Genomic DNA, 16,524 nt, shown 5'->3' on the forward strand with positions numbered 1-16,524 from the left:
GTCGCCCATCAGAAGCCCTCCGCCTTCGCCTTCGCCAGCAGGTCGCGCCACAGCGACAGACGGACCAGCGGATTCCCCGCCGTCGTGGCGCCGACGCCGCTCCACAGACCTTCGCCGTTGAAGCTGAACACCGGCGTCAGGTCCGGCCGCAGCGACGCGGGCCGGATCTCCGGATTGATATTGTCCAGAATCAAGGGCTCCGCCTCCGGCTGCGCATAGTAGGCCAGGACCATGTGCGCCTGCGACCGGCCCTGGAACTGCGCCCGCACGTACACCATCCGCAGCCTGGACTGCGGCACGCCGGCGCTCAGCAGGCTCATGTACTTGGCGATCGCGTAGTCCTCGCAATCGCCGGCGCCCTTGTCCAGCATCTCCAGCGGCGTGGCCCAGTAGTCGACCTGACCCCAGACCTCGATGTCGTCCTTGAACGCCACCCGCTGGTTGAAGAAGCTGTTGACCGCCGTCAGCCGGTCGCGTTCCTCGGGCATCGCCGCCGCGCGATCGGCCATCTGGATCATGGCCTTCACCGACGCCTGCGTCTTCGGCGACAGCTTCGCCGCGGATTCGGTCAGCTTGTCCTGGTCCCACCCCCAGGCCAGCGCGGACCACAGGCCCGCCGCGGACACCAGCACGGCCAACGCCCGTTGCGCCGGCCGGATTGTCCGGCCTGCGCGTGACGTTGCACGAGTGACGAAACGTGACATGCGCTGCAATGTATCTGCCCCGGCGCGCTCTGGCGGGCGAAGTGCGACATGCGATGCGCCCCCGGGGACGCCCCTTCCGACAAGCGGCAATTTGCCGCATCCCCCGCGCGCCTCGGGTCGGAGAGCGCCGGGATAATCCGGCTCTCACATGAAGACCCAAGCCATCCGCCAGGAACTCGATCAGGCACGCGCCAACGGCCCGCTGCGCCAGATCCAGATTCCGCCCTGCCCCGAGCTGCTGCAGCGCCTGCGCGCGGTGATGGCACTGCCTCAGCCTGACCTCCATGAAGTCGGCCGCGTCGCCGCCGCCGACGTCGCCATGTCCGCGACGCTGCTGCGCGTGGCCAACAGCCCCTTGCATCTGGTGGCAGGCAACGTGCCTTGCACGACCGTCGGCCAGGCGATGTACCGCCTGGGCCTGGATGAGAGTGTCGCGCTGATGCAGGCCTTCCTGGTCCGTCATGCGATCCCCGTCAACAGCCCGCACCTGCTGCGCTTCTGGCAGCGATCGACCAAGCGTTCGGTCGCGATGGGCTTCATCGCCGGCCAGTTGCCCGGCATGCGCGTCGACCTGGCGCAGAGCTATGGCCTGTTCTGCCATGTCGGCATGCCGGTGCTGCTGCAGAGCGTGCGCGGCTATGGCGCGACGATGGTCGAAGCCGCCGCCCGCATCGACCGCCCCTTCATCGCGACGGAGAACGCCAACCACCGCACCGACCACGCCGTCGTCGGCGCGCTCGTGATCAAGGTCTGGCACCTCGCGCCCGAACTGATGACGGCGATCCGCCTGCATCACGACTTCGAGGCGCTGAAGGACGGAAGCATCGAGCCGGAGATCCGCTCGCTGATCGCCGCGGGCCTGATCGCCGAGCACCTGATGCGCCAGCACGAGGGGCTGGACGAGGACGTCGACTGGGCCGCCAACCGCGACGCGGCGCTGGCCTGGCTGCACCTGTCGGAGGACGAGCTCGAGCAGTGGGACGACGCACTGCGTCCGTTGCTGGACGAGGCCTGAGTTCGGCTTGCGGGGCCAGGGGGCCGGCCCTCATACGTCTCGCAGGCTCCACAAATCGGGCCGGCCCCCTGGCCCCGCAAGCCTCCAGCTCGTGGTGGGCGTCGGCGTGGCGTGCGACGGTCAGGTGGCGCGTACGGCCACACGGGCAGCCGCGAGGTCCCAACGCGCGCAACCGACACTCTTGAAGAGCCGCGTGCGGCCGTCGTTCACAGGCCGCTGACCGAGCACGAGGTCGTCGAGCGCGTCCTGCGGCTCGAAGCGGCCGGCCGCCATCAGGTCGCCGGCCTCGGCCTGCGCGCCGACCGGGTCGTCGACCCAGATCTGCGCGCCGCGGACCAGCTCCTGCGGCAGCTCCACCATGTCGTCGCGGAACGCGCCGACACCGATCACCACCGCGCCCTCGCCCACGCCGGGACGCAGCACCGGCACGCGACTGGTGGTCGCGCACACGATCACGTCCCAGGGGTGACGCGTCTGGGATTCCGCCGGCAGCGGCTCGACGCCGAGCTCCTCGACAAAACCTGGCACCGTCTGGTGTCCTTGCACGTGGATCGTCGCCTGCGGATGCAGCGCCTGGAGCGCCTCCACATGCGCGCGCGCCTGCACGCCGCCGCCGACTACCAGCACGCGGCGCGGCGCCTTGCGGATGAGGTGCTGCAGCGCCAGCATGCTGACGGCCGCCGTGCGGCGCGCCGTCAGCGCGGGCCCGTCCAGCACCGCCAGTCGCTGGCCGGTGCGGCTGTCCAGCACGACGACCTCGCCCGAGATCGTCGGCAGGCCGAGCGCCGCGTTGAGCGGATGCACGCTGACGAGCTTGGTGATCGACAGCGTGTCGCTCAGGCAGGGCATCACCAGCAGCACGCCGTCCTGGCGCAGCGGCAGCACCTGCCGCGGCGGACAGGTGAGCCGGCCGTCGCGATGCTCGCGGCAGACCGTCGCGATCTCCTCCATCAGGGGGGACCACGGGAGCGCGCGCGAAGTCGCGGCGGCGTCGAGGACCAGCATCCGGGCGCGTGCTCCGTGGACGGCGCTTACTTGCGCGGCGGCGGGACGTCGGTGCACGAACCGTGCGCGACTTCCGCGGCCAGACCGATCGACTCGCCCAGCGTCGGGTGCGGGTGGATCGTCTTGCCGATGTCGACGGCGTCGGCGCCCATCTCGATGGCCAGCGCGATCTCGCCGATCATGTCGCCCGCATGCGTGCCGACGATGCCGCCGCCGATGATGCGGTGGGTCTCCTCGTCGAACAGCAGCTTGGTGAAGCCCTCGTCGCGGCCGTTGGCGATCGCGCGGCCGGAGGCCGACCAGGGCAGCAGGCCCTTCTTGACCTTGATGCCGCGGGCCTTGGCCTCATCCTCGGTCACGCCAACCCAGGCCACTTCCGGATCGGTGTAGGCGACGCTGGGGATCACGCGCGCATCGAAGCGCGACTTGGCCAGCGCCTCGTCGCCGAGCAGCTCGCCGGCGATGACTTCCGCCGCCACGTGGCCCTCATGCACCGCCTTGTGCGCCAGCATCGGCTGGCCGACGATGTCGCCGATGGCGAAGACGTTCGCGACGTTGGTGCGCATCTGCACGTCGACCGGGATGAAGCCGCGATCGCTGACGATCACGCCGGCCTTGTCCGCGCCGATCTTCTTGCCGTTGGGCGTGCGGCCCACCGCCTGCAGCACCAGGTCGTAGACCTGCGGTTCCTTCGGGGCGCCCTCGCCTTCGAAGGTCACCTTGATGCCTTCGGGCGTCGCTTCCGCGGCCACGGTCTTCGTGTTCAACATGATGTTGTCGAAGCGCGGCGCGTTCATCTTCTGCCAGACCTTGACCAGGTCGCGGTCCGCGCCGGTCATCAGCGTGGGCAGCATTTCCACGACGTCCAGGCGAGCGCCCAGCGTCGAGTAGACCGTGCCCATCTCCAGGCCGATGATGCCGCCGCCGACGATCAGCATGCGCTTGGGGCGGCTGGTCAGCTCGAGCGCGCCGGTCGAGTCGATCACGCGCGGGTCGTTCGGCATGAAGGGCAGGCGCACCGCCTGCGAGCCGGCCGCCAGGATGATCTTCCTGAACTTCAGCGTCTGGGTCTTGCCGGTGCGCTCCTGGGCCTCGCCGCTGGTCTCCTCGACCGACAGGTGGTTGGCGTCCAGCAGCGTGCCGTAGCCGCGCACGACCGTGACCTTGCGGCCCTTGGCCATGAAGGCCAGGCCGCCGGTCAGCTTGCCGACGACCTTCTGCTTGTGGGCGAGCAGCTTGGGCAGCTCGACGGTCGGCTCGCTGAACGAGACGCCCAGGTCGGCGAAATGCTTGACTTCGTCCATCACCGCCGCGACGTGCAGCAGCGCCTTGGACGGGATGCAGCCGACGTTCAGGCAGACGCCGCCCAGCGTGGCGTAACGCTCGACGATCGCGACCTTGAGGCCGAGGTCGGCCGCGCGGAACGCCGCCGAATAGCCGCCAGGACCGCCGCCGAGCACGATCACGTCGTACTCGCCTTCGGCCGGGCCGGTGTAGGTCGCGGCTTGCGGAGCCGGCGCCGCGGGGGCGGGCGCAGGCGCAGCCGTCGGAGCGGGCGCAGGCGCCGCTGCGGCCGGAGCCGGCGCAGCAGCGGCCGGCGCCGGAGCAGCGGCGGCATCGCTCTCCAGCACGACCAGCAGGTCGCCCTGGTTGAGCTTGTCGCCGAGCTTGACCTTGAGTTCCTTGACCACGCCGGCGACGGAGGACGGGATTTCCATCGAGGCCTTGTCGGACTCGACGGTCACCAGGCTCTGCTCGACCTTCACCGTGTCGCCGACCTTGACCAGGACTTCGATGATCGCGACGTCCTTGAAGTCCCCGATGTCGGGAACCTTGACTTCAACTTGTGCCATGTTGTCTTTCACTCATGGATTCTTAGCGCGCCCGGCCGGCGCCGGGCCGCCCCAAGGCGGCCGGGCACCCGCCCGGCGGGTGGCGGCGGTATCCCGCCGCCGGGTGCCCATCACAAAACGATGCGGCGGAAGTCCGCCAGCAGGGACGCGAAGTACACGTTGAAGCGTGCGGCCGACGCGCCGTCGATGACACGGTGGTCCCAGCTCAGCGACAGCGGCAGGATCAGGCGCGGCTGGAACTGCTTGCCGTCCCACACGGGCTGCGTCGAGGACTTGCACACGCCCATGATCGCGACTTCCGGCGCGTTGATGATCGGCGTGAAGTAGGTGCCGCCGATGCCGCCCAGCGACGAGATCGAGAAGCAGCCGCCGGTCATGTCGGCCGGGCCGAGCTTGCCGTCGCGGGCCTTCTTGGCCAGCTCCGACATCTCCTGGCTGATCTGGAAGATGCCCTTCTTGTCGCAATCGCGGATCACCGGCACGACCAGGCCGTTCGGCGTGTCCGCGGCGAAGCCGATGTGGAAGTAGTTCTTCAGGACCAGCGTGTCGCCGTCGAGCGAGGCGTTGAATTCGGGGAACTTCTTCAGCGCCGCCACGGTCGCCTTGATCATGAAGGCCAGCATCGTGACCTTGATGCCGGACTTCTCGTTCTCCTTGTTCAGCTGGACGCGGAAGGCTTCCAGCTCGGTGATGTCCGCATCGTCGTGGTTGGTGACGTGCGGGATCGTGACCCAGTTGCGATGCAGGTTGGCGCCGCTGATCTTCTTGATCCGCGACAGGTCCTTGCGCTCGACCGGGCCGAACTTCTCGAAGTCGACCTTGGGCCAGGGCAGCAGGCCGGGGAAGGCGCCACCACCGGCAGCGCCGCCGGCGGGCGCCGCGGCCTTCTGCGCGACGGTCTGCGTCGTGCCCGCCATGACGGCCTTGACGAAGCCCTGCACGTCGGATTCGGTGATGCGGCCCTTGGCGCCGGACCCCTTCACCTCGTCGAGCGGCACGCCCAGTTCGCGGGCGATCTTGCGGATGCTCGGCGACGCGTGCGGCAGCTTGCCGGAGGGCTTGGTCGGCTCGTGCGGCGGCAGCGCGGCGGTCGGGACCTGACGGTCCGACGGCGCCGCGACCGGCGCGCTGGCGGCGGCCGGAGCCGGCGCGGCGGCAGCCTGCGCCGGAGCGGGCGCGGCAGCAGCCGGGGCGGCGGCACCGCCAGCGGCTTCGATCACGGCGATCTTCGAGCCCTTGGCGACCTTGTCGCCGAGCTTGACCAGCAGCGCCTTGATCACGCCGCCATGCGACGACGGGATCTCCATCGAGGCCTTGTCGCTCTCGACGGTGATCAGGCTCTGCTCCTGCTTGACCGTGTCACCGACCTTGACCAGCACCTCGATCACCGCGACTTCGTCGAAATCGCCGATGTCGGGCACGACGATGTCCACGGCACCCGCCGGTGCAGCGGCAGCGGCCGGCGCGGCGGCCGGCGCCGCTGCGGGTGCAGCCTGCGGCGCGGGCGCCGGAGCAGCGGCCGCCGGAGCGGGCGCGGCGGCGGCCGGCGCCGGAGCACCCGCGGCATCGCTTTCGAGCACGACGATCAGGTCACCCTGGTTGATCGTGTCGCCGATCTTGACCTTCACCTCCTTGACGACGCCCGCCACCGAGGACGGGATCTCCATCGAGGCCTTGTCGGACTCGACGGTCAGGAGGCTCTGTTCGACTTTCACCGTGTCGCCGGGCTTGACCAGCAACTCGATGATCGCGACGTCCTTGAAGTCCCCGATGTCGGGAACCTTGACTTCCACCAATGCCATTTGTGTTGTCTCCGAGTCCGACGCTTAGGCGTACAGCGGGTTGATCTTGTCGACGTTGATGCCGTACTTCTTGAGGGCTTCGGCCACCTTCGCCTGCGGGATCTTGCCCTCGTCGGCCAGGCTCTTCAGCGCGGCCACGACGATGTAGTGGCGGTTGATCTCGAAGTGCTCACGCAGCTTGGAGCGGAAGTCGCTGCGGCCGAAGCCGTCGGTGCCCAGCACCTTGTACGAACGGCCGGCCGGGATGAAGGCGCGGATCTGCTCCGCGTAGTTCTTCATGTAGTCGGTCGACGCGATCACCGGACCCTGCACCTTGCTCAGCTGCTGCGTCACGTAGGGCACGCAGGCCAGTTCGGTCGGGTGCAGCAGGTTCCAGCGCTCGGCGTTCTGGCCGTCGCGGGCCAGCTCGTTGAAGCTGGGGCAGGACCACACGTTGGCGCCGACGCCCCAGTCCGCTTCGAGCAGCTTCTTGGCGGCCTGGCTCTCGCGCAGGATCGTGCCCGAGCCCAGCAGGTTCACCGTCAGCGGCTGCGCGCCCTGCGGCTGCACGGCCTCTTCCAGCAGGTACATGCCCTTGAGGATCTGCTCCTCGGTGCCGGCCTTCAGGCCGGGCATCGGGTAGTTCTCGTTGAGCAGGGTCAGGTAGAAGTAGACGTTCTCCTGGTTCTCGACCATGCGCTTCAGGCCCGAGTGCAGGATGACGGCGACCTCGTGCGCGAAGGTCGGGTCGTAGCTGATGCAGTTCGGGATCGTGCCGGCCAGGATGTGGCTGTGGCCGTCCTCGTGCTGCAGGCCTTCGCCGTTCAGCGTCGTGCGGCCCGACGTGCCGCCCAGCAGGAAGCCGCGCGCCTGCATGTCGCCCGCCGCCCAGGCCAGGTCGCCGATGCGCTGGAAGCCGAACATCGAGTAGTAGACGTAGAACGGGATCATCACGCGGTTGTTCGTCGAGTACGACGTCGCCGCGGCGATCCAGCTGGCCATGCCGCCCGCTTCGTTGATGCCTTCCTGCAGGATCTGGCCGGCCTTGTCCTCGCGGTAGTACATGACCTGGTCCTTGTCGACCGGCGTGTAGTTCTGACCCGCGGGGTTGTAGATGCCGATCTGGCGGAACAGGCCTTCCATGCCGAAGGTGCGCGCCTCGTCGACCAGGATGGGCACCGTGCGCGGGCCCAGGTCCTTGTCGCGCAGCAGCGTCGTCAGGAAGCGGACGTAGGCCTGCGTCGTCGAGATCTCGCGGCCTTCGGCCGTCGGATCCAGCACGGCCTGGAAGGTCGCCAGGTCGGGCACCTTCAGCGACTCTTCCGCCTGCGGACGGCGCTTGGGCAGGTAGCCGCCCAGCGTCTTGCGGCGCTCGTGCAGGTACTGCATCTCCGGCGTGTCGTCGGCCGGCTTGTAGAACGGGATCTTCGACAGTTCGCTGTCCGGGATGGGGATGTTGAAGCGGTCGCGGAAGGCCTTGATGTCCTCGTCCTGCAGCTTCTTGGTCTGGTGCGCGGTGTTCTTGCCTTCACCGATCTTGCCCATGCCGTAACCCTTGACGGTCTTGATCAGCATGACGGTCGGCTGGCCGACGGTGTTCACCGCCTTGTGGTACGCCGCGTACACCTTCTGCGGGTCGTGGCCGCCGCGGTTCAGGCGCCAGATGTCCTCGTCGGACATGCTCTCGACCATCTTCAGCAGCTCGGGGTGCTTGCCGAAGAAGTGCTTGCGCACGAACGCGCCGTCGTTGGCCTTGTAGGCCTGGTAGTCGCCGTCCAGCGTCTCCATCATGACCTTGCGCAGCAGCTCCTGCTTGTCGCGCGCCAGCAGCGGGTCCCAGTACGAGCCCCAGATCAGCTTGATGACGTTCCAGCCGGAGCCGCGGAATTCGCCTTCCAGCTCCTGGATGATCTTGCCGTTGCCGCGCACCGGGCCGTCCAGGCGCTGCAGGTTGCAGTTGACGACGAAGATCAGGTTGTCCAGCTTCTCGCGCGCGGCCAGGCCGATCGCGCCCAGGCTTTCCGGCTCGTCCATCTCGCCGTCGCCCAGGAAGACCCAGACCTTGCGCTTGGAGGTGTCGGCGATGCCGCGGGCGTGCAGGTACTTCAGGAAGCGCGCCTGATAGATCGCCATCAGCGGGCCCAGGCCCATGGACACCGTCGGGAACTGCCAGAACTCGGGCATCAGCTTCGGATGCGGGTAGCTCGACAGGCCCTTGCCTTCGACTTCCTGGCGGAAGTTGTTCAGCTGGTCCTCGGTGATGCGGCCTTCCAGGAAGGCGCGGGCGTAGATGCCGGGCGCGCTGTGGCCCTGGATGTAGAGCAGGTCGCCGCCGTGCACGCCGCCTTCGCCGGTGTCGTCGCCGTGCCAGAAGTGGTTGAACCCGCAGCCCAGCATCGTCGCCAGCGAGGCGAAGCTCGAGATGTGGCCGCCCAGGTCGCCGCCGTCTTCCGGATGCAGGCGGTTCGCGCGCACCACCATCGCCATCGCGTTCCAGCGCATGAAGGCGCGCAGGCGCTCTTCCATCTCGATGTTGCCGGGGAAGCGCTCTTCCTTGTCGGCCGGGATGGTGTTGACGTAGGCCGTGGTGGCCGAGAAGGGCACGTCGATGCCGGCCTGACGCGCGTGGTCGATCAGGGTCTCGAGCAGGAAGTGGGCGCGATCGCCGCCTTCCTCACCGATGACGGCGGACAGGGCGTCCAGCCATTCCTTGGTTTCGAGGGCGTCGGTGTCATTGGCGGCTGCGCCGAGGAACGACTGGGGCTGCGCGGACATGTCTTGTCTCCTAGCTATCTCAATCACGGCCTTCTGGCGGGCTGGTTGCCGCGCGAGGCTCTCGGTTCGAACGGGTCACTGTGCCCGAACTTGCGAGAACCGTCATGCGTGCGCCGTCATGCGTTCGCACGCGGCAAACCCCACCGGAAGGGCTATGGCGGCGGAGTGTCGCATAAGCCGCTCATTTTCCAAATAGCGCGATGCGTTTCCATATCATGAAATGCAATAGCCTTTGGAGGCTTCGTTTCGTGACGGATGTCTTTCACGATGCGATCCGGGAATGCCCGGATCGGGAATGCCCCGGGGCCGCCCGGCCCGGGGCGGGCTGAACGCGCCGGGATAATCGCGCCCATGTTGTCCCGCCTCGATGTCCAAGGCTTTGCGCGCCGTGCCCTGAATCCCGTCAAACGCCTGATCTCGGCGTGGTGGCGCCGGCAGTCCCCGTCCCGGCAGGACCGCTTCGCGACCTTGGGGCCGCTGCTGTCGGTGGTGCTGTTCCTGGCGGCGATCGTGTCGGCCTTCTGGTACCTGCGCAACGAGGAGATCGAGCGCGAGGCCGAGGCCGTCAAGCGCGACACCGAGATGGCGCAGCAGCAGATCCGCTCCCGCCTGATCGAGAACGAGGACTTCCTGATCCCGCTGCAGCGCGATCTGGCCAACCGCTCGATCGACAACCTCGAGTTCACGCAGCGCGCGATGGCGATCGCGCGCAACCGGCCCGAGATCACCCACATCACCTGGCTGAACGCGCGCCGCGAGAAGCGCGTCAGCGTCGCGGCGATCGGCGAGCAGGCCGAGTCGCTGATGACGCTGGAGGGCAGCGACCCCTCCATGCCCAACGGCCACGCCAACAGCGAGCCCGAGCGCGCCTTCCAGGGCGCGCGCGACCGGCGCACGCGGACGTATTCGGCCTCGTTCGCCGACGCCAACAACTCGACCGTCTTCCAGCTGCAGCTGCCGCTGAGCGACCGCGCCGGTTTCGCCGGCGTGCTGATCGCCGAATACGCGGTCGAAGGCCTGCTGCGCTACTCGGTCCCCAACGAGCTGACCTCGCGCCACGCGGTCGCGGTGCTCGATCCCCGCGAGCAGGTCGTCGCCAGCACGGTCACGCCGATGCCGGGCAAACGCATCACGCGCGCCCCGATCTATCACGAGGTGCCGATGACCCCCGCGCCCGGCCTGGTGCTGCGCGGCCAGGGCTATCGCACGTCGATCGGCCTGATCTCCAACACGCTGTTCTGGATGGTGATGGCGCTGTCGGTGCTGACCGTCTGGATGCTGCTCGGCACCTGGAAGCACATGCGCCGCCGCGCGCAGGTGCAGAACGCGCTCGCCGCCGAGACCAACTTCCGGCGCGCGATGGAGAACTCCATGCTGACCGGCATGCGGGCGATGGACCTGGAGACGCGCATCAGCTACGTCAATCCGGCCTTCTGCGCGATGACGGGCTTCGCCGAGTCCGAGCTGATCGGCCGCAAGCCGCCCTTCCCCTACTGGCCGCCCGACCGCTACGAGGAGAACCTGCGCCTGCTGCAGCAGGAGATGCAGGGCCGCAGCCCGGCCGGCGGTTCCGAGGTGAAGGTGATGCGCAAGGACGGCAGCATCTTCGACGCCCGCATGTACGTCTCGCCGCTGATCGACCCCAAGGGCAAGCAGAACGGCTGGATGACCTCGATGACCAACATCACCGAGGCCAAGCGCGTGCGCGACCAGCTGTCGGCCTCGCACGAGCGCTTCACCACGGTGCTGGAAGGCCTGGACGCGGCGGTGTCGGTGCTGTCGGTGCAGCAGGGCGAACTGCTCTTCGCCAACCGCAGCTACCGGCTGTGGTTCGGCGCCGATCCGAAGGGGCACGCGATGCTGGCGGGCTCGCAGCCGGCCGGGCTGGCCGGCGCGACGAGCACGCAGGAGGCGGGCTACGTGGCAGGCGCCGGCGGTGACGGCGGCCACGGCGAGGAAGAGGACGTCGACGGCTACGGCGGCCTGCCCGCGCAGCACCTGACCGAGGTCGGCGGCGATTCGCGCGAAGTGTTCATCGCGCAGCTCGACATGTGGTTCGACGTCCGCGCCCGCTACCTGCAGTGGACCGACGGCCGCCTGGCGCAGATGCTGATCGCCACCGACATCACCGCGCGCCGGCATGCCGAGGCCCAGCAGCAGCAGCAGACCGAGAAGGCGCAGGTCACCAGCCGGCTGATCACGATGGGCGAGATGGCGTCGAGCGTCGCGCACGAGCTCAACCAGCCGCTGACCGCGATCACCAACTACTGCAACGGCATGGTCTCGCGCGTGCGCGGCGACAACATCCAGAAGGACGACCTGATCGTCGCGCTGGAGAAGACCGCCAAGCAGGCGCAGCGCGCGGGGCAGATCATCCACCGCATCCGCGCCTTCGTGAAGAAGAGCGAACCGCAGCGCCAGCCCGCGTTCGCGGCGTCAATCGTCGAGGATTCGGTCGAGCTGGCCGGCATCGAGCTGCGCCGGCGCAACGTGCAGATCCACACCTACGTCGCGCAGCGGCTGCCGGTGATGCGCGTCGATCCGATCCTGATCGAACAGGTGCTGCTGAACCTGCTCAAGAACGCCGCCGAGGCGATCGACAACGCGGCGCTGCCGCCCTCGCGCCGGCACATCGAGCTGCGCGTCGTGCCCAAGCACACCGCCGAGCTCGGCGCCAACATCGAGTTCTCGGTGACCGACATGGGACCGGGCCTGCCGGTCGAGGTCATCGAGCGCATGTACGAGGCCTTCTTCTCCACGAAGGCCGATGGATTGGGGATCGGCCTAGGGTTATGCCGGTCCATCATCGAGTCCCACCAGGGTCGGATCCGTGCCGAGAACCTCTACAATGGCCCGTCCATCGTCGGGTGCCGGTTCGCCTTCACGATCCCCGTGGACATTCCGCGTCCGGAGTCTTCACTCGCCCCTCTGGACAAGAGCGGCGACGCAGGGACGGGCACTGCACACAACACCGCAGCAACACCATGAGCTTGATTCCGAAGAAGGGTAACGTCTATGTCGTCGACGATGACGAGGCCGTGCGAGATTCCTTGCAATGGTTGCTGGAAGGCAAGGACTACCGGGTCAAGTGCTATGACTCCGCCGAGAGTTTCCTGAGCCGCTACGACCCGCGCGAAGTCGCCTGCCTGATCGCCGACATCCGCATGGAAGGCATGAGCGGCCTGGAACTCCAGGACAAGCTGATCGAACGCAAGAGCCCGCTGCCCATCGTCTTCATCACCGGTCACGGCGACGTGCCGATGGCGGTGCAGACGATGAAGAAGGGCGCGGTCGACTTCATCGAGAAGCCGTTCAAGGAAGAGGAACTGCTGTCGCTGGTCGAGCGCATGCTGGACCAGGCCCGCGGCGCCTTCGCCACGCAGCAGGAAGCGGCCAGCCGCGACGCGCTGCTGTCGCGCCTGACGACGCGCGAGGCGCAAGTGCTGGAACGCATCGTCGCCGGCCGCCTGAACAAGCAGATCGCCGACGACCTGGGCATCAGCATCAAGACGGTGGAAGCGCATCGCGCCAACATCATGGAAAAGCTGAACGCCAACACCGTGGCCGATCTGCTGAAGATCGCGCTCGGCGCGAACACGCAGGCCAAGGCCGGCTGAGTTCCCTCCGCATCCCCCGAGGCCGCCCTGTGCGGCCTCTTTCATTTCAGAGTTTCGTTCTCGAGTTCCGGAGTACCGACATGACCGCACAACTGATCGACGGCAACGCCCTGTCCAAGCAACTGCGCGCCGAAGTGGCGACGCGCGCCGCCGCGCTGACGGCCAAGGGCGTGAAGCCGGGACTCGCCGTGGTGCTGGTCGGCGACAACCCCGCGAGCCAGGTCTACGTGCGCAACAAGGTCAAGGCCTGCGAGGACGCCGGCCTGCACTCAGTGCTGGAGAAGTACGCGGACACGATGACCGAGGCGGAGCTGCTCGCGCGCGTCGACGCGCTGAACAACGACCCCACGATCCACGGCATCCTGGTGCAGCTGCCGCTGCCCAAGGGCATCGACGCGCACAAGGTCATCGAGGCGATCGCGCCGGAGAAGGACGTCGACGGTTTCCACGTCGCCAGCGCCGGCGCGCTGATGGTCGGCCAGGACGGCTTCAAGCCGTGCACGCCCTACGGCTGCATGAAGATGCTGGAGTTCATCGGCTATGACACCAAGGGCAAGCACGCCGTCGTGATCGGCCGCAGCAACATCGTCGGCAAGCCGATGGCGATGCTGCTGCTGCAGGCCAATGCGACCGTGACCGTCTGCCACAGCGCGACGCCGGACTTGGCCCACTTCACGCGTCAGGCCGACATCGTCGTGGCGGCGGTGGGCAAGCGCAACGTGCTGACCGCCGACATGGTCAAGCCGGGCGCGGTGGTGCTGGACGTCGGCATGAACCGCACCGAGGAAGGCAAGCTCTGCGGCGACGTCGACTTCGACGGCGTCAAGGAAGTCGCCGGCTGGATCACGCCGGTGCCGGGCGGCGTCGGCCCGATGACGATCACGATGCTGCTGGTCAATACGATGGAGTCGGCAGAGCGCGCTGCCGCCGCTCGCTGATCCTCATCGCACCATGACAAACGGGCGGCCAGTGGCCGCCCGTTGTCGTTGAAGATCGCGTCCGTACTGCCACCGCCGCTGGCCCTCACCCCTGCCCTCTCCCGCAAGCGGGAGAGGGGGTAAGAAGAGGTCAGTTCGTATCGGCCTCGCGCAGCGTCTGGACGACCGGGCGCTGCAGCACCCCGCGCAGCGCCCACCAGCCCGCGAGTTGCGCCAGCACGGCACCGCCGATGGTCGTGCCGATCAGCACCCAGGGCTTGAACTGCCATTCGAAGTCGAAGGCGTAGTGCGTCAGTGCCCACCCCAACGCCTGGGCGGCGATGCCGGCGAGGAAACCGGCGAGCGCCCCGAGCCCGAGCAGCTCGGCCCGCTGCACCGCGGCGAGCAGCGCGCTCGACGCGCCGAAGGCCCGCATCAAAGCGAACTCCCGCGTGCGCGCATCACGTGACCCCACCGCCGCCACCAGCAGCACGACCACGCCCAGCGCCAGCGCCACCGCGAACAGCAGCTGCACGGCCATGATCACCTGCTCCAGCACCTGCTGCACCTGCTTGAGCTCGGCCGAGACGTCGATCAGCGTGAGGTTGGGGAACTCCTTGACCAGCTGGCGATCGAGCGCCGCCGCGGCGCCCTGCCCTTCCGGCGAGCGGTACGCGGAGATGAAGCTGACCGGCAGCTCCGGCATCTCCGCGCGCGGGTACAGCACGAAGAAGTTGACCCGCATCGATCCCCAGTCGACCTTGCGCAGCGAGGTGATCTTCGAATCGACCAGCACGCCCGCGATGTCGAAGCGCATCGTGTCGCCGAGCTTCAGGCCGAGCTGTTCCGCGAGGCCCTGCTCGACGCTGACGCCGTCCTTCTCCTCGGCCGTCCAGGTCCCGCCGTCGATCAGGTTGTGCGACGGCAGCGTGCCGCTGTGACTGAGGTTGAACTCCCGCTCCACCAGACGCTGGGCGCGCTCCTCGGTGAAGCGGCTGGCCTTGATCGCCTCGCCGTTGATGGCGACCAGCCGGCCGCGGATCATCGGGTACCAGTCGTAGTCCTTCACGCCGGCCTTGTCGAGATCGCCACGGAAACCCGGGCCCTGCTCCGGCTGGATGTTGATGACGAAACGGTCCGGCGCGTTCACCGGCGTCGCGGCGCGCCAGCTCTCGATCAGGTCGGTGCGCATCAGCACCAGCAGCGCCAATGCGAGCAGCCCCAGCGACAACGAGCCGACCTGCAGCACCGCGAAGGCCGGCCGCGCGGCGACCTGCCGCGTCGCCAGCAGCAGCCAGCGCGGCGCGCCGGCCTGCGGCACGAGCCGACGCAGCGCCAGCACCGCGCCATACGCCAGCAGCGCGAAGAGGCCCAGCGCGACCGCGAAGCCGCCGGTGGCGAACAACCCCAGGCGCCAGTCCGCCGACAGCGCCGTGAGCACCGCGGAGAAGCCGATGACACCGGCCAGCAGCACGGCGATCGACCCCATCTTCGGTCGGCCCAGTTCGCGGCGGATCACGCGCAGCGGCGGCACGGCCGCGAGTTGCAGCACCGGCGGCAGGCCGAAGCCGAGCAGCAGGCTCATGCCCATGCCCAGGCCCAGCAACACCGGCCAGAGGCCCGGCGCCGGCAGATTGACCTCGATCAGTCCCGCCAGCATCGCGATGAAGCCGTAATGCAGCAGGAAGCCGAGCAGCACGCCGATCGCGCTGCCGATCAGGCCGACGGTGGCGAACTCCAGCGTGAACACCCAGGTCAGCCGGCGCTGCGGCTGGCCAAGCACGCGCAGCATCGCGCAGTCGTCGAGGTGACGGTTGGCGAATTCACGTGCCGCGAGCGCGACCGCGATGGCGGCGAGCAACGCGGCCAACAGCGCGACGAGGTTCAGGAACTTGGTCGCGCGGTCCAGCGTCTGGCGCATCTCGGGGCGGCCCGTCTCGAGCGACTCCAACCGTACGCCGCGCCAGTTGCCATCCTTCATCTGCTGGCGGGCCTGCGCGTTGAACTGCTGCACCGAGGTCGCCTGGCCGATCACCGCGAAGCGGTAGGTGATGCGGCTCGCGGGCTGGATCAGCGCGGTCGCGGCGATGTCCGACTGCGCCAGCATCACGCGCGGCGCGAAGTTCATGAAGCCGGCGCCGCGATCGGGCTCGTTCGAGATCTCGCCGGCAATCTTCAGCGTCGAATCACCGAGCAGCAGCGGATCGCCGACCTTCAGTCCCAATGCGCTCAGCACGCCCGGATCGACCCACACGGTGCCGGCCGCCGGCGCGCCCACCTGGCGGCCGTCCTTCAGCGCCAGCGCGCCGCGCAGCGGATAACGCGGGCTGACCGACTTCACCGCCACCAGCCGGCTGCCGCCGCCCTGGTCCTCGTTGGCGCGGGCCATGCTGGGGAAGTTGAGCGTCTCGACGCTGCTCAGGTTCAGGCGCTGGGCAAGTTCCTTCAGCGGCGCGGGTGTCGGTTGATCGCTGGCGACGACCGCGTCCCCGCCCAGCAGTTGCGCCGCGTCGCGACGCAAGCCCTGGTCCAGCCGGTCCGACAGGAAGGCCACCGCGCACACCGCGGCGACGGCCAGCATCAGGGCCAGGATCAGCAGATGGAGTTCGCCCGCGCGGAAGTCGCGCCAGGTCTGCAGTCCCATCTGCCGCCATAACGACGGCGGTCGGCGGCCCGTGGGAGAACCGGAAGCCGGCCGGGCCGAGGGGGTCCCGGCCGGCGTGCCGGCAGGGGCGCCGGCGGGGGTGGCGGACGGAGAAGACGGGTGCGCGCTCATGCGCGGACTGTAGCGAACCGCATGCCCGCGCGCTGGCACGGGGGTGCGGCCATGCAATCGGCTTGAACAGTCCGTGCAAGC

General features: G+C 68.5%; 10 protein-coding genes. 4 read left to right on the forward strand and 6 right to left on the reverse strand.

The genetic code is table 11. From position 1 onward, the window contains the following. Positions 1-8: 8 nt before the first annotated feature. Complete coding sequence (locus AC07PR_RS21835; protein ID WP_495136535.1) at positions 9-632, reverse strand: transglutaminase-like cysteine peptidase; 624 nt, start codon at positions 630-632, stop codon at positions 9-11. Between the two features lie 220 nt (positions 633-852). Between AC07PR_RS21835 and AC07PR_RS21840 the strand changes: the two genes are divergently transcribed. After that, positions 853-1,719, forward strand: a complete 867-nt coding sequence (locus AC07PR_RS21840; protein WP_483105448.1) for an HDOD domain-containing protein — start codon at positions 853-855, stop codon at positions 1,717-1,719. Between the two features lie 120 nt (positions 1,720-1,839). Here the strand turns inward: AC07PR_RS21840 and AC07PR_RS21845 are convergent, their stop codons facing one another. The 4 genes from AC07PR_RS21845 to aceE form a co-directional block, all read right to left on the reverse strand. Next, positions 1,840-2,724, reverse strand: coding sequence for a delta(1)-pyrroline-2-carboxylate reductase family protein (locus AC07PR_RS21845; protein WP_483105447.1), 885 nt, complete (start codon positions 2,722-2,724; stop codon positions 1,840-1,842). Positions 2,725-2,750: 26 nt separating this feature from the next. Then, the gene (gene lpdA, locus AC07PR_RS21850) at positions 2,751-4,577 is read right to left on the reverse strand and encodes a dihydrolipoyl dehydrogenase (protein ID WP_495136536.1); all 1,827 of its coding nucleotides are present in this window, start codon (positions 4,575-4,577) and stop codon (positions 2,751-2,753) included. A 110-nt stretch (positions 4,578-4,687) separates the two neighbouring features. Then, complete coding sequence (gene aceF / locus AC07PR_RS21855; protein ID WP_377156782.1) at positions 4,688-6,379, reverse strand: dihydrolipoyllysine-residue acetyltransferase; 1,692 nt, start codon at positions 6,377-6,379, stop codon at positions 4,688-4,690. Positions 6,380-6,403: 24 nt separating this feature from the next. Continuing rightward, entirely contained in the window at positions 6,404-9,133 is a 2,730-nt protein-coding gene (gene aceE, locus AC07PR_RS21860) for a pyruvate dehydrogenase (acetyl-transferring), homodimeric type (protein WP_377156784.1), read from the reverse strand. A gap of 351 nt (positions 9,134-9,484) precedes the next feature. Here aceE and AC07PR_RS21865 point away from each other — a divergent pair, with 351 nt between their 5' ends. The 3 genes from AC07PR_RS21865 to folD all read left to right on the forward strand — a co-directional run bounded on the left by AC07PR_RS21865 (position 9,485) and on the right by folD (position 13,688). After that, positions 9,485-12,121 (forward strand): PAS domain-containing sensor histidine kinase, encoded by a 2,637-nt coding sequence (locus AC07PR_RS21865; RefSeq protein WP_495136537.1) that lies wholly within the window; start codon positions 9,485-9,487, stop codon positions 12,119-12,121. After that, entirely contained in the window at positions 12,118-12,750 is a 633-nt protein-coding gene (locus tag AC07PR_RS21870) for a response regulator transcription factor (RefSeq protein ID WP_067268997.1), read from the forward strand. Before AC07PR_RS21865 ends, AC07PR_RS21870 begins: the two co-directional genes overlap by 4 nt. An 80-nt stretch (positions 12,751-12,830) precedes the next feature. Then, positions 12,831-13,688, forward strand: coding sequence for a bifunctional methylenetetrahydrofolate dehydrogenase/methenyltetrahydrofolate cyclohydrolase FolD (gene folD / locus AC07PR_RS21875; protein ID WP_495136538.1), 858 nt, complete (start codon positions 12,831-12,833; stop codon positions 13,686-13,688). Between the two features lie 130 nt (positions 13,689-13,818). On the opposite strand, the gene AC07PR_RS21880 is transcribed toward folD, so the two are convergent. After that, complete coding sequence (locus AC07PR_RS21880) at positions 13,819-16,311, reverse strand: ABC transporter permease (RefSeq protein WP_495136539.1); 2,493 nt, start codon at positions 16,309-16,311, stop codon at positions 13,819-13,821. Positions 16,312-16,524: the final 213 nt, after the last annotated feature.

The organism is Roseateles sp. GW821-FHT09H11 (assembly GCF_059415845.1).

Bases quoted from the DNA above. Each gene is read 5' to 3' on its own strand.
- AC07PR_RS21840 (WP_483105448.1), top strand. From the start codon at position 853: ATGAAGACCCAAGCCATCCGCCAGGAACTCGATCAGGCACGCGCCAAC.
- AC07PR_RS21845 (WP_483105447.1), bottom strand. From the start codon at position 2,724: ATGCTGGTCCTCGACGCCGCCGCGACTTCGCGCGCGCTCCCGTGGTCC.
- lpdA (WP_495136536.1), bottom strand. From the start codon at position 4,577: ATGGCACAAGTTGAAGTCAAGGTTCCCGACATCGGGGACTTCAAGGAC.
- aceF (WP_377156782.1), bottom strand. From the start codon at position 6,379: ATGGCATTGGTGGAAGTCAAGGTTCCCGACATCGGGGACTTCAAGGAC.
- aceE (WP_377156784.1), bottom strand. From the start codon at position 9,133: ATGTCCGCGCAGCCCCAGTCGTTCCTCGGCGCAGCCGCCAATGACACC.
- AC07PR_RS21865 (WP_495136537.1), top strand. From the start codon at position 9,485: ATGTTGTCCCGCCTCGATGTCCAAGGCTTTGCGCGCCGTGCCCTGAAT.
- AC07PR_RS21870 (WP_067268997.1), top strand. From the start codon at position 12,118: ATGAGCTTGATTCCGAAGAAGGGTAACGTCTATGTCGTCGACGATGAC.
- folD (WP_495136538.1), top strand. From the start codon at position 12,831: ATGACCGCACAACTGATCGACGGCAACGCCCTGTCCAAGCAACTGCGC.
- AC07PR_RS21880 (WP_495136539.1), bottom strand. From the start codon at position 16,311: ATGGGACTGCAGACCTGGCGCGACTTCCGCGCGGGCGAACTCCATCTG.